General features: G+C 63.9%; 19 protein-coding genes. 8 read left to right on the top strand and 11 right to left on the bottom strand.

Features of this window, described 5'->3' with window-relative positions; genetic code table 11:
- Positions 1–6: 6 nt before the first annotated feature.
- Positions 7–483 (top strand): chemotaxis protein CheW, encoded by a 477-nt coding sequence (locus tag EKO19_RS18330; RefSeq protein WP_129777900.1) that lies wholly within the window; start codon positions 7–9, stop codon positions 481–483.
- A 7-nt stretch (positions 484–490) separates the two neighbouring features.
- On the opposite strand, the gene EKO19_RS18325 is transcribed toward EKO19_RS18330, so the two are convergent.
- The 3 genes from EKO19_RS18325 to ku (EKO19_RS18315) all read right to left on the bottom strand — a co-directional run bounded on the left by EKO19_RS18325 (position 491) and on the right by ku (EKO19_RS18315) (position 3,078).
- Complete coding sequence (locus EKO19_RS18325; protein WP_129777899.1) at positions 491–1,135, bottom strand: DsbA family oxidoreductase; 645 nt, start codon at positions 1,133–1,135, stop codon at positions 491–493.
- Positions 1,136–1,298: 163 nt separating this feature from the next.
- Positions 1,299–2,303, bottom strand: coding sequence for a non-homologous end joining protein Ku (gene ku / locus EKO19_RS18320; RefSeq protein WP_129777898.1), 1,005 nt, complete (start codon positions 2,301–2,303; stop codon positions 1,299–1,301).
- The gene (gene ku / locus EKO19_RS18315) at positions 2,296–3,078 is read right to left on the bottom strand and encodes a non-homologous end joining protein Ku (protein WP_129777897.1); all 783 of its coding nucleotides are present in this window, start codon (positions 3,076–3,078) and stop codon (positions 2,296–2,298) included. Before ku (EKO19_RS18315) ends, ku (EKO19_RS18320) begins: the two co-directional genes overlap by 8 nt.
- 352 nt (positions 3,079–3,430) lie before the next feature.
- On the opposite strand from ku (EKO19_RS18315), the gene EKO19_RS18310 reads away from it, so the two are divergent.
- The 4 genes from EKO19_RS18310 to EKO19_RS18295 are packed head-to-tail and all read left to right on the top strand — an operon-like array spanning position 3,431 to position 7,068.
- Positions 3,431–3,745: a UxaA family hydrolase gene (locus EKO19_RS18310; RefSeq protein WP_129777896.1), complete on the top strand. Its 315-nt coding sequence runs from the start codon at positions 3,431–3,433 to the stop codon at positions 3,743–3,745.
- A complete protein-coding gene (locus EKO19_RS18305) occupies positions 3,742–4,944 on the top strand; it encodes a UxaA family hydrolase (protein ID WP_129777895.1) in 1,203 nt (400 codons plus the stop codon). The genes EKO19_RS18310 and EKO19_RS18305 overlap by 4 nt, the downstream gene beginning before the upstream one ends.
- A gap of 19 nt (positions 4,945–4,963) precedes the next feature.
- Positions 4,964–6,259 (top strand): L-fucose:H+ symporter permease, encoded by a 1,296-nt coding sequence (gene fucP, locus EKO19_RS18300; RefSeq protein ID WP_129777894.1) that lies wholly within the window; start codon positions 4,964–4,966, stop codon positions 6,257–6,259.
- Between the two features lie 44 nt (positions 6,260–6,303).
- The gene (locus EKO19_RS18295; protein WP_129777893.1) at positions 6,304–7,068 is read left to right on the top strand and encodes an IclR family transcriptional regulator; all 765 of its coding nucleotides are present in this window, start codon (positions 6,304–6,306) and stop codon (positions 7,066–7,068) included.
- Here the strand turns inward: EKO19_RS18295 and EKO19_RS18290 are convergent.
- Both EKO19_RS18290 and EKO19_RS18285 read right to left on the bottom strand, forming a co-directional pair.
- Positions 7,055–9,517, bottom strand: a complete 2,463-nt coding sequence (locus tag EKO19_RS18290; protein WP_129777892.1) for a glycoside hydrolase family 95 protein — start codon at positions 9,515–9,517, stop codon at positions 7,055–7,057. The genes EKO19_RS18295 and EKO19_RS18290 overlap by 14 nt on opposite strands.
- Positions 9,518–9,598: 81 nt before the next feature.
- Positions 9,599–10,996, bottom strand: coding sequence for an aminotransferase-like domain-containing protein (locus EKO19_RS18285; RefSeq protein WP_129777891.1), 1,398 nt, complete (start codon positions 10,994–10,996; stop codon positions 9,599–9,601).
- A 68-nt stretch (positions 10,997–11,064) separates the two neighbouring features.
- On the opposite strand from EKO19_RS18285, the gene EKO19_RS18280 reads away from it, so the two are divergent.
- Positions 11,065–11,928, top strand: coding sequence for a DMT family transporter (locus EKO19_RS18280; protein ID WP_129777890.1), 864 nt, complete (start codon positions 11,065–11,067; stop codon positions 11,926–11,928).
- Between the two features lie 4 nt (positions 11,929–11,932).
- Here the strand turns inward: EKO19_RS18280 and EKO19_RS18275 are convergent, their stop codons facing one another.
- The 3 genes from EKO19_RS18275 to EKO19_RS18265 all read right to left on the bottom strand — a co-directional run bounded on the left by EKO19_RS18275 (position 11,933) and on the right by EKO19_RS18265 (position 18,955).
- Positions 11,933–16,066 (bottom strand): hybrid sensor histidine kinase/response regulator, encoded by a 4,134-nt coding sequence (locus EKO19_RS18275; protein ID WP_129777889.1) that lies wholly within the window; start codon positions 16,064–16,066, stop codon positions 11,933–11,935.
- 14 nt (positions 16,067–16,080) lie between these two features.
- Positions 16,081–17,931, bottom strand: a complete 1,851-nt coding sequence (locus EKO19_RS18270) for a S8 family peptidase (protein WP_129777888.1) — start codon at positions 17,929–17,931, stop codon at positions 16,081–16,083.
- A 115-nt stretch (positions 17,932–18,046) separates the two neighbouring features.
- The gene (locus tag EKO19_RS18265; RefSeq protein ID WP_129777887.1) at positions 18,047–18,955 is read right to left on the bottom strand and encodes a response regulator; all 909 of its coding nucleotides are present in this window, start codon (positions 18,953–18,955) and stop codon (positions 18,047–18,049) included.
- An 84-nt stretch (positions 18,956–19,039) separates the two neighbouring features.
- Here EKO19_RS18265 and EKO19_RS18260 point away from each other — a divergent pair, with 84 nt between their 5' ends.
- Complete coding sequence (locus EKO19_RS18260; RefSeq protein WP_129777886.1) at positions 19,040–19,432, top strand: Hpt domain-containing protein; 393 nt, start codon at positions 19,040–19,042, stop codon at positions 19,430–19,432.
- A 41-nt stretch (positions 19,433–19,473) separates the two neighbouring features.
- Here EKO19_RS18260 and EKO19_RS18255 read toward each other — a convergent pair whose 3' ends face one another.
- From EKO19_RS18255 to EKO19_RS18245, 3 genes are all read right to left on the bottom strand, one after another.
- A complete protein-coding gene (locus tag EKO19_RS18255; RefSeq protein WP_129777885.1) occupies positions 19,474–20,223 on the bottom strand; it encodes a response regulator in 750 nt (249 codons plus the stop codon).
- A 107-nt stretch (positions 20,224–20,330) separates the two neighbouring features.
- A complete protein-coding gene (locus tag EKO19_RS18250; RefSeq protein ID WP_129777884.1) occupies positions 20,331–20,963 on the bottom strand; it encodes a Vgb family protein in 633 nt (210 codons plus the stop codon).
- 9 nt (positions 20,964–20,972) lie between these two features.
- Entirely contained in the window at positions 20,973–22,193 is a 1,221-nt protein-coding gene (locus EKO19_RS18245) for a helix-turn-helix domain-containing protein (RefSeq protein WP_129777883.1), read from the bottom strand.
- Between the two features lie 240 nt (positions 22,194–22,433).
- On the opposite strand from EKO19_RS18245, the gene EKO19_RS18240 reads away from it, so the two are divergent.
- Positions 22,434–23,060, top strand: coding sequence for a glutathione S-transferase family protein (locus tag EKO19_RS18240; RefSeq protein WP_129777882.1), 627 nt, complete (start codon positions 22,434–22,436; stop codon positions 23,058–23,060).
- Positions 23,061–23,078: the final 18 nt, after the last annotated feature.

The raw sequence follows: 23,078 nt of genomic DNA, 5'->3' as shown, positions 1-23,078 counted from the left end.
TCGATCATGAGCTCTGTATTCAGCCCCGCGCCGGCCCAGATTCTTACGTTCCATCTCGATCAGCAGGTGTTCGGCGTGGACATCCTGCGGGTTCGCGAAATTCGCGGCTGGACCCCGGTGACGGCCGTGCCGGAAACGCCGACGCACATTCTGGGCGTGCTGAACTTGCGAGGCGTCATCGTCCCCGTGATCGACCTGCGTACGCGCCTCGGCTTGCCCGCCGTGGCTGGCACTGCGACCACGGTCATCGTCGTGCTGACGGTCATCGGCAAGAACGGACGCCGCGACTTCGGTCTGGTCGTCGATGCCGTGTCCGATGTGAGTCATTTGAGCGAGAAGGACATCCAGGATACGCCCTCCGGTATCACCGTCACCGACCGCAACTGCGTGCCCGCACTCGCTACGCTCGGCGAGCGCATGATTCTGTTGCTCGACATCGACGGCATGCTGGCCCCCGACGAGAGCGTGGCGCTCGAAGCCTGAGCCGACGTTACTCGCTGGCGATCTTTCTCAGCGCCTGCTCGAACACCGCGACGGGCTGCCCGCCCTGAATCAGATATTTGTCGTTGACGATGACCGACGGCACGGCGCGAATGCCGAGCTGACCGAACAGCTGTTCGCGCTGACGCACGTCGGCGGCATAACGATCCGACGCCAGAATTTCCCGCGCCTGTTGCGCATCGAGCCCGACTCGTGAGGCGACGTCGATCAGCACCTCATGGTCGCTCGGATTGCGCCCGTCCGTGAAATACGCTTCGAACAGGGCACGTTTCAATTCGAGCTGACGACCTTCCAGCTCCGCCCAGTGCAACAGCCGATGCGCATCGAACGTGTTGTAGATGCGGCCGCGCTTCTCCATGTTGAACGTGAAGCCCAGCTCCGCACCTCGCGCGCGAATGCCTTCGCGACTGGCCTCCATCTGCTCGGGCGTCGAGCCATATTTCTTGCCGATGTGCTCGATGATGTCCTCACCCTCGGGCGCCATCTGCGGATTCAGCTCGAATGGCTGGAAATGAATGTTCGCGCTCACGTCGGGACCGAGCTGCGCGAGCGCCTGTTCGAGCGACTTCAGCCCGATCACACACCAGGGGCAGGAGACATCGGAGACGAAATCGATCTTGAGAGGGGCATTCATGGCAGTGTCCCGGGGTAAACCGATAGGGTACCAATCCAGCCACGGATGGGGGCAAAAAGGGCGGGCACAAGGCTTCGCTCAGCCGGCGTCGTAGCAGTCAGTTCTAGTGGGCGCCGTCGCGGCCGTCTTGCTCCGGCGCGACCGGCGACCGGAGTCGAGCGAGCTAGCTGCGTTTGGCTCGCTTGCGTGGCGTCTTGCGCTTGGCCTTGGCCGGGGCGGACTTCTTTTTCGTGGCGCTCGAGCGAGCATCGCGCTGGGCGCGACGTTCCGCCAGATCGATGGGCTCGCTGGCTTCGGCCGTCCGCACGACGGCGCTCCTGGACAAGCTCTTGCGGAGCACTTCCATCAGATCGATGACCTTCGCACCGCCGCCGGCCTCGGTCTCTTCGGCGGCTTCGGCGCCCTTCGGATGAATCACATCGTCGTGCGCTTTCTGTTTGGACTCCACCAGCGACTGCAGCTGCCTCGCTTCCTGATCCTGCAGCTCGGCGATGTCGATCTGCTCGTGAGTGAGCGCCTCGATCTGCCTGGCGAATTGCGTCACCTTGGCGGCCGCGGGCTTGGAGTGCTTCGGCAGGCCGATCGACGCCGGGGTACGAATCTCATCGGCGTAGCGCAGCGTGTCGAGCCGCAGCACGCCGTTGTCGGGAACGATGGCGACCAGATATTCATGACCGCGCATGACGAAGCTGCCGATCGCGACCCGACCGGTGCGCTCCATGGTCGCCGCGAGCAGCACGTAGGCCTTGGCGGACTTGCCGGCGGGAGCGAGGAAGTAGGGCTTCTGAAAGTACAGCGCCGGGACTTGCTCCAGGGGCACGAAGCTGCGCAGCTCGATGTCAGCGGACATTTCCGGTGCCACCGACTCGAACTCCTGGTCCGTGATCACCACCATCTTGCCGTCGTCAGTTTCATAGCCGCGCACCAGATCGTCGTAGTCGAGCTTCTTGCCTTCCTTCGAGCAGTGATACTGGCGGCCGAGCGCATGTCCTTCGGTATCCACCAATTTCATCGCGGTCTGGCGCGGACGGACGGCAGTCAGCAGATCGACCGGAATGCTGACCAGGCCGAACGTTATCGTGCCCGACCACAGGGAGCGCACGCGGGCGCCGGCGCTTTCCTCGTCGGCGCGCGCTTCGGGTTCGCGTTGACGCTTGCGACTAGGCAACTTTCTTCTCCTTCGCGGCGGCGATACTGGCCTTCAGGCTGTCGGCGAGGCTGCCTTCCGGGCGCTTCTTCTTCACGGGCACCGGCTTGATCTTCTCGCCGCGCGCCTTGGCCTCGATGAGCTCGAGCAGCCGCTCGCGATATTCGTTCTGCCACTGCTGCGGATCGAAGTCCGCCTCGATGGACTTGACCAGCTGTTCGGCGAGCTTCAGCTCGTTGGCTTGCGGCGTTGCCGACTTCGCGGGCTCGACGCCGGAGAAGCTCAACACCTGTTCCGCACGACGCATCGTGGTCATGACCAGATAGCCATCGACGACGCTGATCGCGCCGAGGTAGCGTTTCTTGCGCATCACCCAGCGCGCGATGCCGATGACTTCCTTCCGGGACAGCGCTGCACCAAAGGCGAAGTAATCCTCGGTGTGACCATCGGGGCCCAGATAGTAGGCGCGCTCGTACCATTGGTCGCCAATCGCATCGGCCGGCACGAAGCGAAGCAACTCGATGTCGCGGGATTCCGGTGGCACCAGTTCCTCGAGTTCCTCGGGTTGCAGGATCACCGCGGTATTTGCGCCGACTGCAAACGCCTTGCGCATGTCCTCCCTCGGCACGTCCTTGCCGGTGTCCTTGCGCACGATGTGTTGCTCGACGGGGGCCTGGTCCTTCTCGTGAAGCAGATGGAAACGCACGCTGCGATCTTCGATGGCGGAGAAGAACTTCACGCCCACGTTGTGCTTGCCGAGCTTGAGCTCGCCTTTCCAGATCGCTCTAGCCGCCATCGGTATCTCCCGGGGGCTCGGTGCAGGAGACACAGACCCAGCGGCCGTCGGAGTGGCGTCGTCTGCAATGGACGCAGGTCGTCATTTCACACTCCGGGCAGCGAAACTCCATCTCGTAAATATAGAGCTGACCGCAGCCGGGACATTCCTCGTCTCCCTCCATCAGCCACCAGGGTGGGGCGGGGCCCGCGGCGGGTATTTTGGCTCTGGCCATGAAATTCCTCATCCAGTCGGCATTCGCTGTAGGGAAACGAAGCAGCGCGCCGCCTGTTCCAGGTTCGGGCAACTTCCGACACAGGCGGGCGCTGGTTCTATAGATAAAATCAAAATCATATGTGAGACTGTAGTCCAAATGAAGCGTCTTCAGGCCGCGCCCGTCCTTCTCTTGCATCCGACTGACAACGTGCTCGTGTGTTGTCGGGCGGTGCGTGCCGGTGAGCGATTCGACATCAGCCCGGATGAAGCGCTCCATGTGCTCCAGGACACGGAGCTCGGGCACAAGCTGGCGCGCCGTGCCCTGGCGGCGGGCGAGAAAGTCATCAAATACGGTGCGCCGATCGGCTCGATGACCGCTGCTGTGCAGGCCGGGGGCTGGATTCATTTGCACAACATGAAGAGCGATTACATCGGCGCGCATACCCGCGCTGCGCGGGTGGATGCGACATGAGCTTTCAGGGCTATCTGCGGCGGGACGGACGAAAAGGCATTCGCAACGTCGTCGCGGTTGCCTACCTGGTCGAGTGCGCGCACCACGTCGCCCGGCGCATCGTCGATCATTGTGACGATCCCGACGTGCACTTGATTGGATTTCCCGGCTGCTACCCGAACGAATATGCATTGCGCATGATGAAAGCGCTGACGACCCATCCCAACGTCGGCGCGGTGCTGCTGGTGTCGCTGGGCTGTGAGTCGTTCAACCGCGAAGCCCTGGCTGCGCACGTGGCGGCGAGCGCCCGACCCGTCGAGACCATCGTGATTCAGAAGGCGGGCGGCACGCGTCGTGCAACGGATCTGGGGGTCATCACCGCCAAAGCGATGAAACAAAACATTGCGGACACGGCGGTCCGGGTGCCGATGCAACTGAGCGAGCTGGTGGTCGGCACCATCTGCGGAGGCTCCGATGGGACCAGCGGCATTACCGCGAATCCTGCGGTTGGCCGCGCATTCGATCGGCTGGTTGCGGCCGGTGCGACCTGCATCTTCGAGGAAACCGGCGAGATGATTGGCTGCGAAGGGCCGATGGCGGTGCGCGCCAGCACGCCTGAAGTGGGCGAGGCCATCGTCGCCTCGATCGCCAAGGCCGAAACCTACTACCGCGCCATGGGCTTCGGCAGCTTCGCGCCGGGCAATGCCGAGGGCGGGCTCAGCTCGCAGGAAGAGAAATCGGCAGGCGCGTATGTGAAGTCGGGCTCATCTTCTATCGTGGGCGTGATCAAGCCTGCGGAGATTCCCGAAGTGCCGGGGTTGTATCTGCTCGACGTGGTGCCCGATGGCGCGCCGAAGTTTGGCTTTCCGAACATCTCGGACAATGCCGAGATCGTCGAGCTCATGGCCTGCGGTGCGCACCTCACGTTGTTCACGACGGGGCGGGGTTCGGTGGTCGGCTCGGCGATTGCGCCGGTCATCAAAGTCACCGGCAACCCCGAAACCTATCGACGCATGAGCGAAGACATGGATGTGAACGCGGGCCGCATTCTGGAAGGCGAGAGCGATCTGGGTGAAGTGGCCGATGAGATCGTCGCGCTGGTCGAGGCCGTCGCGGGCGGGCAGCTCACCAGGTCCGAGGACCTGGGCCATCGTGAATTCATTCTCACGTACAAGTCGTTCGAGCCCAGCGGCCCGGGCTGTTTCCCGCGCGGCGCCTGATCGTTTTGGGGGGGGATGGATGAACAACAAGACAGGCACCGCGCTCGCGCCCCTGGTCCTCATCGTCACTCTGTTCTTTCTGTGGGGCGTGGCGAACAATCTGAACGACGTGCTGATGCCTCATCTGCGCAAGGCGTTCTTCCTGAGCGACTTTCAGTCGAGCCTGGTGCAGTCGGCGTTCTATCTGGGGTATTTCTTTCTGGCGCTGCCGGCGGGGTGGGTGATTCAGCGCTACGGCTACAAAGTCACCGTGCTGTTGGGATTGATGACCTTCGGCATCGGCGCACTGCTGTTCTATCCCGCCGCCGAGCTGCTCCAGTACGGCTGGTTTCTCACGGCGCTGTTCGTGATCGCGGCGGGGCTGTCGTTCCTGGAGACCTCGGCCAATCCTCTGATCACGGTGCTGGGCGATCCGGCGCGGGCCGAGCAACGATTGAATCTGGCGCAAGCCTTCAATCCCCTCGGGGCCATCGCCGGCGTGCTGATCGGGCGCGAGTTCATACTTTCGGGCGTCGAGCCGACCCAAGCCGAGCTGGCGGCGATGAGTCAGGCGCAGTTGGCTGCGTTTCAGGCGGGCGAAGCGCAGTCGGTGCAGATGCCTTATCTCATCGTGGCCGCGGTCGTGCTCTCGTGGGCGGCGCTGGTTGCGATCACGAAGTTTCCCCCTCAGGCGCAAGCGCCGCAGCCCGACGATCCCGAGCGACTCTCGATGCGCCAGTCGATCGCCGCGTTGGCGCTGCGAGGGCATTTCATCTTTGGTGTGGTTGCTCAGTTCTTCTACGTCGGGGCGCAGGTGGGCGTGTGGAGTTTCATGATTCGCTATGCGCAGGCCGAGGTGCCGGGCATGGGCGAGAAAACGGCAGCGGGTTATCTCACCGCGTCGCTGCTGTGCTTCATGATCGGGCGTTTCGTCGGCACCGCGTTGATGAGCCGGTTCAGTCCGACGCGACTCATGGCGACTTTTGCGGCCATCAACATTTGTCTGACGCTGGTGGCCGTATTCGCCGGCGGTCAGTTGGGCCTGTACGCGCTGGCGGCGACCAGCCTGTTCATGTCCATCATGTTTCCAACGATTTTCGCGAACTCGCTGCGCGATCTCGGGCCGCTCACCAGAACGGCGTCAGCGTTCCTGGTGATGGCGATCATTGGTGGGGCCGTGCTCACGGCGGCGATGGGTGTGGTGTCCGACGTGAGTGCCATCAACTACGCCATTCTGGTGCCGACCGTCTGTTTCATGGTGATCGGCGGGTTCGCGTGGTCGGCCGGGCGTCAGCCGGGCAGTGCGATGCAGCCGATCCCGGCGGCAGTTCATTGATTCCCCGCTGACGCATCCGGCGGCGGCTGTCTATAATCCCTCGCATGGCTGCCCGCGAAGACGAAGAACGCAAATACAGCGCGCCCGCTCTGGAAAAGGGGCTGGACGTGCTCGAGCTGCTGGCTGCCCGCGGCACGCCGCTCACCATGTCGCAGATCGCGACGGAGCTCGGTCGCTCGGTGAGCGAGCTGTTTCGAATGGTGGATGCGCTGGTCCATCGCGGCTACGTCACTCAATCCGAATCCGGCGACGGCTTCGAGCTGACCAACAAATTGTTCGCGCTCGGCGTCGCGCGTGCGCCGACCAAGAGTCTGCTCGAGGACGCGCTGCCCGAGATGAGAAAGCTCAGCCGCGTGATCGGGCAGTCCTGTCATCTCGCCGTGGTGAGCGACGAGCAGATGGTCGTGGTGGCGCGTATCGAAGCGCCGGGCAATCAAGGCTTCTCCGTGCGGGTCGGCTATCGTCGGCCGCTGATCGATTCAACGTCGGGTCTGGTGTTGTATGCCTTCCAGCCCGAGGAGGTCCGGGCGGACTGGCGCACGCGACTCGCGCCAACCGTGTCACCGAAGCTCTGGAAGAGCTTCGAGGAGCGCGCCGCGCTCGCTCGCAGCCAAAAGTATGTGAAGGCCGATAGCGACGTGACTCGTCACATCGTCGATCTGTCGGCGCCAGTGATGGCCGCCGCCGGCGCGGCTGCCGCGCTGACGTGCCCCTACATCGAAACGCCCAAGGCGCTTTCGGTGAAAGACACCATCGCCGCGATCCGGCACGCCGCTGGCGAGATCTCGAAGAAGATCAGCTCGAACTGAGGGTTCCGTCGCTCAGCTTGATCGCCTGGCTGCGGCCGGCTTTCATCGATATCGGTAGCATCGAGCTGCCGTTTCGAAGTATCCAGTGGCCAGCGCGAACTGCGCTCAAGTTGCAGTGCTGTAACAGGCCGCCGCGCCAGTTCAGATCCACGCGCAATCCGCCACGTGCTCGCAAACCCGTGACGGAACCCTGAGGCCACGCCTTGGGCAGAGCGGGCAGCAGCCAGACTTCATCTTCGCCCTTCGGTGACTTGAGACTTTGTAACAGCATCTCGGTCATGCCGCTGGTGCCGCCGAAGTTGCCGTCGATCTGGAAGGGAGGATGCGCGTCGAACAGATTTGGATACGTGCGCTGCGGTCCGAGTAACAGCTTGAGCACCTGATACGCGTGCTCGCCATCGCGCAGCCGTGCCCAGAGATTCAGTCGCCAGCCGATGCCCCAGCCGGTGGCGTTGTCGCCGCGAATCTCCAGCGATTTGCGCACGGCCTGAGCGAGCTTCGGCGTGTAGTCGACGCTGATCTGACCGGACGGCTGCAATCCATACAGATGTGACACGTGACGGTGATGAATGTCGGGCACCTGCGCATCCCAATCCTCCAGCCATTCCTGCAGCTGGCCCTGTGAGCCGATCCGTTCGGGCGGCAGGCGTTTGCGGGTGGCTTCGAGCGCTGCGATGAATTCCCGGTCACGATCGAGAATCCCCGCGGCCTTCGCGGTATTCGTAAACAGATCCCGGAGGATCTGATTGTCCATGGTCGGGCCGGCGGCGATGGACAGCCCGGGCCGATGATCGTTCTCCGGCGACATGGAAGGATTGGTCACCAGCCACTTGCCGTTGGGATGTTCGACCAGGGTATCGAGGAAGAACTCGGATGCGGCTTTCAGTATCGGATACACCGATTCGAGATAGCGGACATCGCGGCCGTAGTCGTAGCGATCCCACAGATGCAGGCACAGCCACGCGCCGCCCATCGGCCACATGCCGTACTTCGCGCCGTCGATGGGACCGGTCGCGCGCCACAGGTCGGTGTTGTGATGAGTGACCCAGCCGCGCGCGCCGTACATGGTCTTCGCCATCTTTGCACCGGTGATCGACAGGTCCTGCAACATCGCAATCAGCGGCTCGACGCATTCGCCGAGATCGGTGGCCTCGGCCGGCCAGTAGTTCATCTCGGTGTTGATGTTGATGGTGTACTTGCTGCCCCAGGGCGGGTTCGACATGTCGTTCCAGATGCCCTGCAGATTCGCGGGCTGCGAGCCCGGTCGCGAGCTCGCGATCAACAGGTAACGGCCATACTGATAGTAGAGCGCGGCGAGTGCCGGATCGTCACCGGTCATCGACGTTCGCACTCGCTCGTCCGTGGGGCGATCGGCGGCGGCGGTCTGGCCGAGGTCGAGCTGGACGCGACGGAACAGGCGTCGATGATCGGTCTGATGCCGGCTGAGCAGCTCATCGAAGGAGCGGGCGGCGGCACGATCGAGCGATGCCACGTTGAGCGCGGCGGGATCGCCATCGACATGCCGGTAGTCGCGATAACTGGTGGCCATCGCGATGAGCAGGATCACGCTGTCGGCGCCTCGAATGCTGAGGCTCGATGCGCTCGATTGTTTCTTGCCACCGCTAACAATCAGACGCGCGCGTGCTTCGTAGGTCAACGCACCCGCGACTCCCAATTGCGCGGAGTTGCGTCCTTGCATGATCAGGTCGCCATCGGGGAGCGCGCGTAACACGAGGCCAGCGGGGGCGGGCACACTGTCGTCGAAGCTGACGGATCCCGGGCCTTCAGTTTGTATCCTGCGTTCTTTCAATTTGTCGCCGGGCGGATCGGCGGGGCGCGAGGGCACGGGCCATCGAAAAGTCACATCGACATCGACGTTGCGGGGCCGGTCGGCGCTGAGGCGTAATACGAGCACGTTGTCCGGTGCGCTCGCGAACACCTCGCGGACATGCTGCACGCCATTGCTCGTGAAGCGAGTGGTGGCGAGCGCGCCATCGAGATCGAGGTCGCGTCGATAGTCGGTGGCCGCGTCGATGCCGGGAAAGGTGAGCCGCAGGTCGCCGACGCTCTGATACGACATCTGGCGTTCGGGCCTGGCCATGACTTTGGCATCCACGAGCTCGGTGGCCTTCGCGTACTCGCCGGCGAAGACGAGCTTGCGAACTTCGGGCAACGCCTCGCGCGCTTCGGGATTCGCCGGATCGTAGGGGCCGCCGCCCCAGAGCGTGTCCTCATTCAGTTGCAATCGTTCCTGGCCGGTGCCGCCGAAGATCATCGCGCCGATGCGTCCGTTGCCGATGGGCAAAGCTTCCACCCATTGCTGCGCGGTGCGGTTGTACCAGAGGACGTTGGATGATTGAGCAGGCGTGCCTGCCGAGCGGGCGAGTCGCGAATTCAGCAGCGTCGTTGCTGCTGCCGCCTGGAGTACCGTGCGTCGGCTGAGTCTCATGCGCAAACGTCCCTATCGGAGCGGGCCGCGCCTAGCAGATCACAGGCGGTTCAGATGCGCAAATTATTTTACAAATGAAATTCAGGCCAGGGCGCGCCGGAGCGCGGCATAGACCTTGTCGCCTTCCATTTGGGTGACGTTGAATCTCACGAAGCCGGTGGCGGCCCCACTGACACTGAAGGCGTTGCCCGGCGCCAGGATCACGTTCTGCGCCAGCGCGCGACGGGCAACGTCGGCCGCATCGGCGCCGCCGGGAAGCGCGCACCAAAGAAACATTCCGCCACCGGGTTCGGTCCAGGGCACGATGCCGAGCCTGGCGAGTCTGGCGGTCACGAGCTGTCGTTGTTGCGCGAGGCGGGTGCGGATGCGTTCGACGTGACGTCGATACGAGCCGTCGATCAGCATCGACTCCACCAGCTCGGCGTTGAGCGGACTCGAGGCCATGCCGGTGACCATGCGCAGATCCGCAAGCCCGCGTATCCAGTCGGAGCGGCAAGCGATATAGCCGAGGCGCACGGAGGCGGACAGCGTTTTCGAAAAACTGCTGACGCGTACCACGCGATCCAGGCCGTCGAAGGCCGCGAGCCGCGGTGAGGGTTGCTCCTCGAAGTCACCGAAGATGTCGTCTTCGACGATCACGAGCCCGTGGGGTTCGGAGAGTTTCAACAAGCGATGCGCGAGGGGTGCGGTCAAGCTCGCACCGGTCGGATTCTGCAGGCCGGAGTTGGTGATGTAGATGCGCGGTCGATGCGCTTCCAACAAGGAAGCAAACACGGACAGATCGGGGCCGCCCGGCGTGACTGGCACGCCAATGACATTCGCGCGGTGAGCCCGCAGCAGCGCCTTGAAGTTGAAGTAACAGGGATCGTCGACCAGTACGGTATCGCCAGGTTCCAACAGAAATCGACACACCAGGTCGATGGCATGCGTGCACGAGTCGGTGATCATCACCTGATCGGGCACGGCGTCGACGCCTTGATCCAGCAGGCGCCGGGTGATCAGTCCCCGCAGCGAGTCGGCCCCGAGTGCCGGGCCATATTCGAAGAGCGTGGCGCCGGAGCCGTCGCGAGCAGCGGAGCGCAGCGCCTTGCGCATCATCTCGTGTGGCATCCAGCTGTCGGGCAACCAGCCGCATCCGGGCCGCAGGCTTTCTTCGCCCGGACGCAGCGACTGGCGCATGACCCACAGCGGATCGACGGTCGGATCGGTGTCCGTGCTCAGCTCGGCCAGATTCAGTGGCGCGAGCGGCGCGGCCACATAGAAGCCTGAGCCGAGCCGGGGTTGCACGATGCCTTCGGCCACCAGGCGGCCGTAAGCCTCGACCACGGTGGACTTCGAAACTCCCATGGAATCCGCCATGGCGCGCACCGAAGGGATGCGGGCGCCGGGCGTGTATTGGCGTCGATCGATGCGCGTCTGGATCAGGCGCATCACTTGCCCGACGAGGGTGGGCTCCAACTGTTCGGCTGCTTCTACCATGACAGTTCACTTATATCGTACTGGACTGTCCTTGGCCATTGTCCGGCGATCTGGCCAAGATCCGGTCCATGAAAAATCGCGATCATGGGCTGACATTGGGGCTGATTGGCGTGGTGATCTTCAGCGGCTCGCTGCCGGCGACGCGCGCGGCGGTCACGGGGTTCGAGCCGGTGTTTCTGACTGCCGCACGGGCACTGCTCGCGACGCTCGGCGCCATCGCCGCGCTGGTCTTGTTCGCGGACAACCGGCCGCGTCGAAGTGAATTGCCGTCGCTGCTCGTCGTCGCGGCGTCGGTTGTGGTCGGCTACCCACTGCTGAGCGGGATCGCGATGACCGAGATCAGTTCGGCGCGCGGCTTGCTGTTCACCGGACTCCTGCCTCTGTCCACGGCGACCTGGGCCATGGTGCGTGGAGGCGAGCGGCCGCATCCTGCGTTCTGGCTGTTCGCCCTCGCGGGTTCGGGGTTGCTCGCGACCTACGCGTTGATGAACGGTGGCGGCGAAGGCGTCTTCACGGCGGACAGTTTGATGCTGGTGGCAATCGTCGTTTGCGGACTCGGTTATGCGGAAGGTGCGGTGCTCTCGCGACGGCTCGGTGGCTGGCAAGTGATCTGCTGGGCGCTCGTCATCGCCGCGCCGGCAATGCTCGCGGTTGCTGCCTTCACGTGGCCGGCGGGATGGCCGAGCGTCGATTCCAGCGCATGGCTCGGGCTCGCATACATCGCGGTGTTTTCGATGCTGATCGGATTCTTCTTCTGGTATCGCGCGCTGGCCGTCGGCGGCTCGTCGCGGGTCGGACAGCTTCAGTTGTTACAGCCGCTGATTGGAATGGGGTTGTCAGCTGCGCTGTTACAGGAGCGGGTGGCGTGGTCGTTGGTTGCTACAGCTATCGGCGTGCTTGGCTGCGTGGTCGGCGCACGTCGCGCGGCGTGACGGATCAGCTCGGCAATTGCGTGATGGATGCAACTTCGGTCGGTGTCGGCGTGTCTCGGGCGGGAATCCAGCGCGCCAGCGCTGCGCGTAACGTTGCACGGCTGAATGGCTTGCCGAGATAGTCATCCATGCCGGCGACCAGGCAGGCTTCGCGAGCGGCGCTGGTGGTATCCGCAGTGAGTGCGATCACCGGAATGTGCGGGCCGTCGCCCTCGCGTCGACGTAACTCCCTGGTTGCCGCGTAGCCGTCCATGACGGGCATGCGGCAATCCATCAGCACCACGTCGTAGCGCGTGCGCGCGAGCATGTCGAGTGCGTGACTGCCATCGTGCGCGGTATCGACCTCCAGGCCCAGCGCCTTGAGCATGCCTTCCGCGACATCTCTATTGAGAGATTGATCCTCGACGACGAGCACGCGCGCACCATCCGCCAACACCAGCGGAGGCACCGGCTGTGGTGCAGTCGAAGAAGTATCAGGCGTCGTGTCACCCGTGAGAGTTCGATGTAGCTGTGAAAGGCGCACGGGCTTGGTGATCTCGGCATCGAAGCACTGCAGGTCCGCGCCCTCGGAGTGCGCGAGATTGACGAAGCTGGCGAGACGAATGACGCGAGGTCGAACCGCGCGCTCCGAGACGACCGACTGCAGCTCGCTTGCGACCGCGCAATCGAGCAGGGAATGATCGATGATCACGGCGTTGTAGGGCGTGGCGCGCAGTTCGCGTAACACTTCGGGCATGCTGCCCACGTCCACCGGATGCGCGCCCCACTGGTCGAGTGCATGCATGATGAGGCGACAAACCACCGCGTTGTCGTCCGCGACCAGGATGCGCAGGCCGAGTAGATCCGTGGGCTGAGGACGCTGTTGAGCGTTGGGGTCCGCGAGTTGCAGTGTGAGCTCGACACTGAATGTCGAGCCAACGCCCGGTGAGCTCGTCACCGAGAGCTGTCCACCCATCAGTTCCACGAGCTGTCGTGCGATGGCGAGGCCGAGGCCCGTGCCACCGTAGCGCCGCGTGGTCGAGGCATCCTCCTGCACGAACTCTTCGAAGATGCGCGACTGATTCACGGGCTCGATGCCGATGCCGGTGTCGCTGACTTCGAGCTTCACGCGCAGCTGACTTCCTTCGATCTCCGGCGGGGTCACGCGCAAGATCACTTCGCCATGCTCGGTGAACTTCACGGCGTTGCCGCCGAGGTTGACCAGCACCTGGCGAAGCCGTACGACGTCCGCGCGCACTCGCGGCACGGGGCGAGCAGGGGAGTCGCAGAGCAGTTCGATGTTCTTTCCCGACGCGCGGGCCGCGAGCATTTCCGCCGTTTGCTCCACCAGCTCGACGAGATCGCATTCGACCGGTGCGAGCTGCAGCCGTCCGGCTTCGAGCTTCGAGAAGTCGAGTACATCGTCGACGATCGCGAGCAGGGAATCGGCGGAGCGGTGAATGCCTTCGCCAAAGCGTCGCTGGACCGGGTCGAGATGCGTGTCGAGCAGCAACTCGCTCATGCCGAGCACGCCATTCATCGGTGTGCGCAGCTCGTGATTCATGCGCGCAACGAAGTCGCTCTTCGCGCGACTCATCTCCTGGAGCTGATGATTGCGCTCTTCCAGCTCGTGCGTCCGGACGCGCACCATCTGCTCCAGCTCGCGGTTGTGGTCGAGCTCACGTTGGCGCTTTTTCCGTTGCAGGCGCCAGAGCAGGCCCAGGATCAGCAGCACCGTCGCTACATACATCATGCGCGCGGTCAGCGTATTCCACGGCGCGGCGGCGACATGCACCGGAATCGTCAGATCCTCTCGACTCCAGACGCCGTTGGCATTGGTCGCGCGCACCCGGAACACGTACTCGCCCGCGTCGAGGTTGGTGTAAGTCGCCCGATGCATCCCACCGGCTTGCACCCAATCCGGATCGAAGCCTTCGAGTCGATACAGGTAACGATTGTTGGTGGGAGAAATGAAATCCAATGCCGCGAAATCGAACGTCACCAGCCGGTCATCGTGCTCCAGCGTGAGCGGCCGGTCCGAGGCCGGCAGCTTCGCAAACGGCAGCTGTTCATTGAGAACCGTGACTGACGTGAGTGCGAGGCGCGGTGGCGGCGCGCTTGGAGATGAGATGTCGGGCTGGAATGCGTTGAAGCCGCCGTTGCCGCCGAAGTACAGCGTGCCGTCGCGACCGCGGTGGTGCGCGTTGAAGTTGAATTCGTCGGCCTGCAAACCGTGGGGTTCGCGGAGCAGACGGCTCTCACCGGTGTTCGGATCCAGGCGCACGAGCCCGTTGTTCGTGCTGAGCCACAGGCCGCCCTGCTGGTCGGACTCGATGCCGTACACGACCTGGCTCGGCATGCCTCCAAGTCGCGCGTCGCTCTGGAAATGAATCGCGTCGGGTTGCTCGGAGCTGCCCACGACCCGATCGAGGCCGCCGCCCGCGGTGCCGACCCACACGTTGCCGTTGGGATCCACGTGCAAGGCATAGATTGTGTCGTCGCTCAGGCTGCTGGGGTCGCGGTCGTTGCGGCGGAACGCGTGGAAGCGGCCGGTGCCACGCTCCAGCAAGTTCAGACCGCCGCCGATGGTGCCGATCCACAGATTGCCCAGCCGGTCTTCGGCGATGGCGCTGGCACGCGGGCTGCTGAGCGCGTTCTCATCGATGCTGTGAGGATAGCGAATGAGCTTGCTCGTCGCGCGATCGACGCGCGCGAGGCCGCCGCCGAACGTTCCGATCCAGACATCGCCGCCGCGGTCTTCATAGAGGCTCATGACGCCGTCCGCGGGCAATGAGGTCGGATCGTTGGCGTCGTTACGATAGGAGCGAAGCGTACCTCGCTGCGGATCCAGCCGCGCGAGGCCGCCGCTCATCGTGCCGATCCACAGCGCGCCGTCACGGTCGTAGAGCAGCGCCATCACGCTGTTGTCGGTGAGTCGCAACGGGCCGTCGGAGTCGCGCGTGAAGTGACGCTCACTGCGATCGCGGGTGTTGATCTCGACCAGTCCGTCGCGCGTTCCAACCCAGATGGTGTCCTCGCCGTCATCGGCGAAGGTATTCACGGCGGTGTTGTCGAACAGATTGCTGCGGTAGTGGCCGAGGGCCCAGCTCTGCGGACTCCAGTGACTGGCGCCGCCCGCGCGCGTGCCGACCCAGATCACGCCACTGCGGTCCTGATACAACGACATCACGTCGTCATCGCGCAGGCTGTGAGGATTGTTCGCCTCGCTGCTGTAGCGTACGAAGCTCTCGGAAGCGCGGTTGAACAGGTTGAGACCGTCGGAGGTCGCAATCCACAGCCGGCGCGCATCGTCTTCCATGACCGCGCGCACACGATCATTGCTCAGGGAGCGCGGGTTGGCTGCGTCGTGGCGGAACGAGGTGACTTTCCTGGTTCGAGGGTCGAGGCGATACAAGCCGTTGTCGAACGTTCCGATCCACATCGCGCCCGCGTGGTCTTCGAGAATCGCACGCACCCGCGCGCCATCGAGTGCGCCGGCCTCGGCGATGTCGTTGTTGAAGTCATCGCTGCTCGGCTCGTAACGGCCCAGGCCTTTGTCAGTGCCGACCCAAAGCTGGCCCGCGCGATCCGAGTAGAGCGCGAACACCGCGTCGGCCGAAAGCGAGCGCGGATTGCCTTCTATATGGTGGAAGTGGCGCGCACGACCCGTCTGCGGGTCGAGGACGTCGAGACCGTGCCGCTCGGTCGCGGCCCACACCTGACCCTTCGCATCGATGTGCAGTGTGCGAATTGCATCGCTCGCCAGCGAGTAGGGATCGGCGGGATCGTGTCGGAACTGCTGGAAGTGATCGTTGCGCCGGTCCCAGCGCGCGACACCGCCGCCGATGGTCGCGAGCCACAGATCACCGCGCGCGTCTTCGGCGACCTTCCATACGTAGTCGCTCGCGAGACCGTTCTTGTTACCACGCTCGCGCCGATACTCGCGAATCGAGTAACCGTCGTAACGATCCAGGCCGCTCTCGGTGGCCAGCCAGAGAAAGCCCTGCGAGTCCTGCAGGATGCTCATCACCGTGCTTTGCGACAGGCCGTCGCGCATGGTGAGATGCTCGAAGTACATCGGACGCACTTCGGGCACGGGTGTTGCTGCCTGCGCGGTCGATACCGCGCAGGCGAGCAAAGCAAGCCACTTCAGACGCACGGGGCTTCTGCTGATTATTCCTGGGGCGCCGGCTCGATGCCGGAGCTGCTCGGCGCGGAGGTGTTGCTCCAGGTATAGCCGTTACTCCACGTGTAGCCGTTGCTCCAGGTGTAACCGTTGCTCCAGGTGAAGCCATTGCTCCAGGTGTAACCGCCGCTCCAGGTCACGCCGTCGTCGGTCGGCGGGCTGCCATCCCACAACAGGCCATCCAGTGTCTGAGCGAGGCCGACCAGCAGCTGGCCGAGCAGCGGCAAGCTGCCAAGCGGGCTCAACAGCGTGGTCAGCAGCCCCATCGGCTCCTCGACTTCCATGATGTAGAAGTTGCCGTTGGCATCCTGATTCGCGCGGCCACCGTAGTGCTGAATGCCGGCGAGATCCGCCGCGACATTCAGTCCTTGGTTGGCGCAGTTGGACGCCGTGCTGTAGAGCGCATCCTGCGCGTTCACGAGGCCCGCGCCTTGCTGGAACACGGAGTAGGCGAGGTGGCCATCGGAGCGGACCGCCGGGCGCGCTCCGTCCATGAGGCGGCATTTCACGTTGTTAGGTGACAGCAGCGGATTCGCTTCGAGCATCAGCGCGACCACGCCACTGGTGACCGCCGCGGCCTGCGACGTACCCGACATGGTCATATCCGGGTAACGAAGATCCAGCCACTGCGGGAACTGCTGCGCGAGGACGCCGTCGTTCGGTGCGTACGCGCGGATGTGACCGCCCATGGCCACGACCTCGGGTTTCACGAAGCCTTCGTACGTTGGCCCCGCGGAAGAGAAGGTCGCGAGCTTGTATTTGTCGGGCTCGTACGGGTGATAGGCGTCGGTGACCGCGCCGACGGAAATCACATACGGATTGTTGGCGGGCACGCCGATGGTCATCGGTGCCGGGCCCGCATTGCCCGCGGCCACGACCACGACGATGCCGGAGCCCCACGCGGCCATCACGGCCTGATTGAGCGGATCGTCCCAATAATGAGATTGCACCGGCGCGCTCAACGACAGGTTGATCACGCGAATGCCATACGCGAGCCGCTGGTTCACGGCCCACTGGATGCCGGCGATGACGTCGAAGTACCGGCCCATGCCGTTGCTGTCGAGGACGCGCACCGAGACCAGATTCACGCCGGGGGCGACGCCTTGATACTGACCCGTCGAGGCGATGCCGCTGCTCGCGATGATGGAGGAGATGTGGGTGCCGTGGCCGTTGAGATCGTCGATGTCGCGACTGTACTTGTTCAGCGACAGCAGCGGATAAGCGCTGGGGTTCTGGCGCGCGAGAATCACGTCGTACTGCGCGAGCACGCGCGGATTGCGCCCCGACGAAGACTGTTGCAGCGGACCTTTCTCTTGCCACACGCCCGTGTCGAGCACGGCGACCGTGACGCCTCGTCCCGTGATTCCTCCCGTGTGCAGCGGGCTCGCGCCGACCTGAGTTGGATAATAGGTTTCGGGCAGGGCAGGCGTCGCGCTCGAGGAGACGGCTGCGTCGTCATACACGCGCAAACCGGCGACAGGCTCGCTCCACAATGCGGCGAGCTCGCGCTCGTCGAGTTCGGCGCCCACCGCGCGGATGATCGTGAGATCTCCGGTGATGACGCCACCGGCGCGCGTCACCGCGCCGCGAGCCAGCTCAGCGGTCGATGCCTGCACGATGTAGCGCTGGCGAACACCCACTGGCGCCTGCTGTTCCTTGGGAGCGGTCGCTACGCGCACCGGCGGCGCGGTTTGTGGCGCGGGCTCGGGTGTCCGAGGAGCGGCGGGAGCCGGCGTTACCGATGTTTCTTCACGCGGTGCCAATACAAACAATGTGAGCGCTACACCGAGCGCACCAGCTCCCAAGAGCCAGCGCTTGCGCCGATCGATCTTCCCCATCGCGTCCTCCGTTTCTATGTCGGTCGTGAGTTTTTCGCGCCGGCGATGTTTCTACCGAACACAGGTCACTACAACAAGCGAGACTTACATCAATCTGACGCATACGTCGCAGTCGCTACGTACGCGGGGCAACCGCCGCGGCGAGCTCTTTTGCGACTTGTTCCAAATAATGTTCGAGTGCAGCGCGACACTCGGACGCGAGCATGACGAAGTCGCGACGCGCGTCCATGGGATCGGGATTGCGCAGAATATGTCCGGCCTTGACCAGCTCTCGGATGCGACGAAGTGCTGTCGTCGGAGAGATATGCGGTACGGAGATGCTCAGTGCGGAGACGGAAATTCGTTGCGCGGTTTTGTCCGCGCGCAGTAGCTCGAGCAGTAGATCCCACGCGACATCATCCAATTCACCGAGGGGCTCCAGCGCCTGGCGAGGACGACGCAGGCGGTCTAGACCGACGGTGGTGAGATTGCATCGGTTTGCTTCAGCCGATTGCGCGGCGGACTCGGTCTGCGGATGTTTCCACACGCTGAGTGCCGCGGCGAGCGCTTCGGCTTGTTGTGCCAGCATCGCGGCCTGATCGGTCAACTTCATGGCCTCGCGGTTCTGGTCCATGCGCTCGACCGCGCTTCGTACCGCGTTCAGCAGTTCCTGCGGGCGAACGGGTTTGACCAGGAAGTCCACCGCGCCGAGACGCAGCGCCTGAACGGCGAAGTCCACTTCGGGGTACGCGGTGAGAAAGATGAAGCGGGGCACGGAGGCGGCACCGTTGAGCGAGCCGAGGCTCTTGAGCAGGCTGATGCCGTCCATGCCCGGCATGTGGATATCACTGATTGCGACCAGCACATCAGGTGTAGCTCGCAGGACCGCGAGCGCTTCCTCGCCGCTCAAAGCCGTGCGAACGTCGTAGCCTTCGGTCTGCAGTACCGAGCGGACCCACAGCACCATCGAGGAATCGTTGTCGATGACCAGGACGCGGCTGTTCGCCGCTTCTTCGTTAGTACGCATGCCAGGCTGCGATTTCATCCGTGGACTCGTAACGTACCGGCCCCACAGGTGGACCGTGTGCAATGTACCCTATACTGACCCGAGACTGTCACCACTTAGCACATGTCACATTCTGCAGACGCCCGGCCAGGTAGCGCTCTCTCGACCGATGTTCTCGACTCCGCCGTGTTCGAGGATCTGCTCCAAAGCCTCGCCGCGCCAGCCGCGGTTGCCGCGATCTATTGCAAATTCCTCGGCAATGCTGCCACTTTCATTCGTGAGCTGGCCAGTCAGGATGTCTCCGCGAGGGTCGAGACGATGCACACGTTGAAAGGTAGCGCCGCGATGCTCGGCGCGAACCGCATCTCGACGATCGCTGCTCAACTCCAGAAAGATTTACATGGTTCCATCGTTCAGGTCGATAGCGTCGTGCGCGAGCTCGAAGGGGAGCTCGCGAAGTTTCGCGAGGCGGCGGCGGAACGATTGCTCGCGGCGGGCGCCACACTCGATCTCTGAGTCTGGGTCAATTTGACGCAGGTTGCGGCCCGCGCCGAGCGTCAAAATTCCGTCGGTCCGATCCGAGTGGCCACGGCTTCCACGAGCGTGTCATGAAAGGTGCCCTTGATGACGTAATAGGTGGCGCCGGCATCGAAGCCGCGCCAGCGTTGCTGGACGTTGTCTTTATCGCAGGCGATCAGCACCGGCAGCTTCTTGAAGCGAGGATCCTTGCGGATCCGGCGGGTCAGCTGGATGCCGTCCAACAGCGGCATGTCGATGTCCGTCAGAACGAGATCGATGTTTCCGCTCAGGACCGCGTACCAGGCTTCGAGGCCGTCGGCCGCGGTCACGACGTCGTAGCCGCGAAAGCGGAGTAGCTTCCGCTCGAGCTCGCGGACCTCCATGCTGTCATCGACGACCAGAATGACCGGCTTGTGCTTGCTGGGCTGGGTCTCGGTCCGCTCGGCGACTGCCGTCAAGTGTGGCAGGGGCGCGATCGGTGTGGTTCGCGGCAGCTTGGCCATCGAGTCGAGCAGGTCGACGGCCTGTAGCATCATGCCGATGAGCTGCTGTTGAAGCTCGATGTCGCCGCGCCGGACCGCGGCCAGGCACTCTTCCATCGAGCGCGCCAGTTCGGCGCCGGCTTCGAGCCCGACCATGTGCGCTGTCGCCTCGAAGGAGCGCGCCGCCGAGGCGCAGGCGTTGAGTTGATCGGGCGAGAGCGGATCGCGCGCCAGCGCGATCACGCAGTTGGTGAGCAGTTGGGCTTGGGTCTGCGCCTGTACACGAAGCAGTTCGAGCATCACCATGGCTCTGTTTCTTTGGCAGCTTTCCAGCTTGGTGAGCTGGATTCTGCTCGGCCACGGTCGAGGGCAACGTTTTGTCTGCGTCAGTTTGGCGCTGACTCCGAATTCAGTTAAGCCGGCCGGCGCACCGCGCGGACCTTGCCGCTGTTGCCGCCGCCACAGAAGAACTGATCCTTGCCATTGGATTCCAGACCGGAGACGCCGACGCCCGCCGGCATCTCGACGCTTTCCAGCACCTCCCCGGTGGCCGGATCGAGATGACGCAGTTCGCTCTGGTCGCCCTCCCAGGTCGCATGCCACAGCTCGCCTTCCAGCCAGGTGACGCCGGTGACAAAGCGATTCGACTCGATGGTGCGCAGGACGGCGCCATTCTCGGGATCGACTTGATAGATCTTCCGTTCCCGATAATGACCGACCCACAGCGTGCCCTCGGCCCAGGTGAGTCCCGAGTCGCCGCCGTTGCCCGGTGCAGGGATGGTCGCGAGCACCTGACCGGTCTTTACATCGATTTTCTGAATGCGATTTTCGGCGATCTGAAACAGATGTTGGCCGTCGAACGCGGTACCGGCGTGGGCCGCAACGTCGAGCGAGCGCACGGTCTTGCCGCTCGCCGGATCCAGTGCGTTCAATTTGTCGCCGGAGGCAAACCAGACCTGCGCGCCGTCATAGGTGACTCCATGCACGCCGTCGACACCCGGGAAGGGACCATATTCACGAACGATGTTGGCTTTGGTGCGTTTCATGGGGCCATCCTAGTCGCCCGGCAGCGGAGCAGGGAGTAACAAGGTCGTCGCGAATCCTGGGACCGGCGGCGTCATCCAGCGGCGGGCGCGGCCTCGGCCGAACGACTGCACCTTGCCACCCTCGGCCAGCGAGTCGAGCGCGCGTTGAACGGTGCGTTGACTCGTGCCGAGCCCGAGCGCCAGTGCCGAGCTGGACCACGACTCACCGTCCGCGAGCAGGGCCAGCACCGACGCATATTCCTCTTCGACGGGCCGTGCGAGCACGACGACGTCGCGTGCGGGCTTGGGCTCCAGCGAGAAGCCACGTTCCGTCGCGCTCACATTCGCGACGGTTCGCAGCTTGGAGCGAAGTCGCCCCATCTCGACGCGCAACCGCGCTCGATGCGACTCATCGGCGACCTTGGCTCGGAACGCTCGCGTGATGAGCGTGCCTCTCGGCACATCTTCAGGCCACGCTTCCGCCAGCGCTCGTACCAACATGAACAGCACCGGGCGTGTCGCGAGCGAGGTCGTCGACTTCCCGCTGCGAACGACGTGCCGGCACGCGTCGACCACGAGCGCGTTGGATGCCAGCACAGTTTCGACTTCATCGAGCAGCAGCGGTCGCACTTCGCCGCGTGCGATCAATCGGGCTGCCGGCGTGTTCAATACTCGTGAGGCGTTCTCGACCTCCGAGTAGAGCGCCGGTATCCGCGCTTCTCGAGCGGCGCGGCCGGCGCGAGTCAGCGCGGCGCGGGCTGTTGTGGAATCGACGCGTCTCATCGCGATGCCGGCAACGATGAGCTCGTGAGCTGCCCGCAACGCAGGCGGCATGGACCCGAAGTTCAGATGAGCGAGCAGGTCTTCGGCCGCATCGACGCGCCCGATCAACAGCAGGCGGCGGATTTCCAGATAGCGGGCGAGGGCGGCGTTGGTCGCATCGCCGTGTTCTTCGAGCGTCACGCGGGCGGCATCGAGTGCCTTCTGGGGCCAGTGCAGGTCGCGCGAGGCGAGCGCGATCTCGGCTTCGGCGACGGCGCATCGGGCCCGGGCCATCGTCTCTTTCGGGCCGAACGACCGCGACGCGCTGCGGATCAGCGCCTTGGCTTTCACAAAATCGCCGAGCTGTGCCATGGCAATGCCTCGCAGGGCCAGGGCAGGCGCATCGTCGCGCAGGGCCACGCGTTTCAATGCACCGAGTGGATCGCCCGCCGCGAGCGCCCGCGCGGCGGCGGTGATCATCGAATCCATCGGACTGCCGTCAAAGTTGTCACTCCCACCGCTGGCGTCCGGGTGCTTGCCCCGTTCAGCAGTGAAGGATACCAATGGAGCAACGGCTCTTGGCGACACATGCGACCGGTACGCGACAGCAATGGCTGACATCGCGGCTGAATCTGCTCATGGGGGCAGGCTCTGCAATCGATGCGTCGATGCCCTGTCGGTCTGGCGCGTTCTGGTTCGTCCTTGAGATAACTTTCCAGGAGAGACGCCATGAAACTGTACGAGCTCGCCCCGACCCGTTCGATTCGTGCCCGCTGGACATTGCAGGAGCTGGGCATCCCGTTCGAGTCCGTGGTCGTCAAACTCAACGAAGGCGCCGGTCAGACGCCGGAATATCTGGCGATCAATCCGGCCGGCAAGGTGCCGGCGCTGGTCGACGGCGATTTCGTGTTGACCGAGTCGGTCGCCATCGCGGTCTACCTGGCCGAGAAATATCCGCAGAAGGGCTTGTTGCCGACCGACCTGAAGCTGCGCTCGCAGCTCAATCGCTGGATGCTGTTCGTCGTCACCGAGCTCGAGCAGCCATTGTGGCGAATCGCGAAGAACTCCTTCCTGTATCCGCAAGAGAAGCGCCAGGCCTCGGACATCGAGCTCGCCAAAGAGGATTTTCGGACCATGGCGCGAGTGCTGGAGAAGCACATGCAGGGCCGCGAATATCTGGTCGGCGATCGCGTCAGCGTCGGCGATTTCGTGACCGCGTACACGCTCGATTGGGGCAACGAAATCGGCCTGCTCGATGAGAGTCCGACGCTGCTCGCCTATATGAAGCGGATGTACGAGCGTCCCAAAGCGGCGATGCGCATCAAGGACGCAATGGCGAGCCTCGCGGCGGCCTAGAGGGCGCTGACACCGCCG

The sequence above is a fragment of the Peristeroidobacter soli genome (assembly GCF_004138485.1).
Lineage (GTDB): Bacteria > Pseudomonadota > Gammaproteobacteria > Steroidobacterales > Steroidobacteraceae > Steroidobacter > Steroidobacter soli.
The sequence above is the reverse complement of the archived record's forward strand: the minus strand, read 5'-3'. Positions and strand labels throughout refer to the sequence as shown.

Bases quoted from the DNA above. Each gene is read 5' to 3' on its own strand.
- EKO19_RS18270 (WP_129777888.1), bottom strand. From the start codon at position 17,931: ATGGGGAAGATCGATCGGCGCAAGCGCTGGCTCTTGGGAGCTGGTGCG.
- EKO19_RS18260 (WP_129777886.1), top strand. From the start codon at position 19,040: ATGTCACATTCTGCAGACGCCCGGCCAGGTAGCGCTCTCTCGACCGAT.
- EKO19_RS18305 (WP_129777895.1), top strand. From the start codon at position 3,742: ATGAGCTTTCAGGGCTATCTGCGGCGGGACGGACGAAAAGGCATTCGC.
- EKO19_RS18330 (WP_129777900.1), top strand. From the start codon at position 7: ATGAGCTCTGTATTCAGCCCCGCGCCGGCCCAGATTCTTACGTTCCAT.
- EKO19_RS18245 (WP_129777883.1), bottom strand. From the start codon at position 22,193: ATGGATTCGATGATCACCGCCGCCGCGCGGGCGCTCGCGGCGGGCGAT.
- EKO19_RS18290 (WP_129777892.1), bottom strand. From the start codon at position 9,517: ATGAGACTCAGCCGACGCACGGTACTCCAGGCGGCAGCAGCAACGACG.
- EKO19_RS18265 (WP_129777887.1), bottom strand. From the start codon at position 18,955: ATGAAATCGCAGCCTGGCATGCGTACTAACGAAGAAGCGGCGAACAGC.
- EKO19_RS18295 (WP_129777893.1), top strand. From the start codon at position 6,304: ATGGCTGCCCGCGAAGACGAAGAACGCAAATACAGCGCGCCCGCTCTG.
- EKO19_RS18280 (WP_129777890.1), top strand. From the start codon at position 11,065: ATGAAAAATCGCGATCATGGGCTGACATTGGGGCTGATTGGCGTGGTG.
- ku (WP_129777897.1), bottom strand. From the start codon at position 3,078: ATGGCGGCTAGAGCGATCTGGAAAGGCGAGCTCAAGCTCGGCAAGCAC.
- fucP (WP_129777894.1), top strand. From the start codon at position 4,964: ATGAACAACAAGACAGGCACCGCGCTCGCGCCCCTGGTCCTCATCGTC.
- EKO19_RS18325 (WP_129777899.1), bottom strand. From the start codon at position 1,135: ATGAATGCCCCTCTCAAGATCGATTTCGTCTCCGATGTCTCCTGCCCC.
- EKO19_RS18250 (WP_129777884.1), bottom strand. From the start codon at position 20,963: ATGAAACGCACCAAAGCCAACATCGTTCGTGAATATGGTCCCTTCCCG.
- EKO19_RS18240 (WP_129777882.1), top strand. From the start codon at position 22,434: ATGAAACTGTACGAGCTCGCCCCGACCCGTTCGATTCGTGCCCGCTGG.
- EKO19_RS18310 (WP_129777896.1), top strand. From the start codon at position 3,431: ATGAAGCGTCTTCAGGCCGCGCCCGTCCTTCTCTTGCATCCGACTGAC.
- EKO19_RS18255 (WP_129777885.1), bottom strand. From the start codon at position 20,223: ATGGTGATGCTCGAACTGCTTCGTGTACAGGCGCAGACCCAAGCCCAA.
- EKO19_RS18285 (WP_129777891.1), bottom strand. From the start codon at position 10,996: ATGGTAGAAGCAGCCGAACAGTTGGAGCCCACCCTCGTCGGGCAAGTG.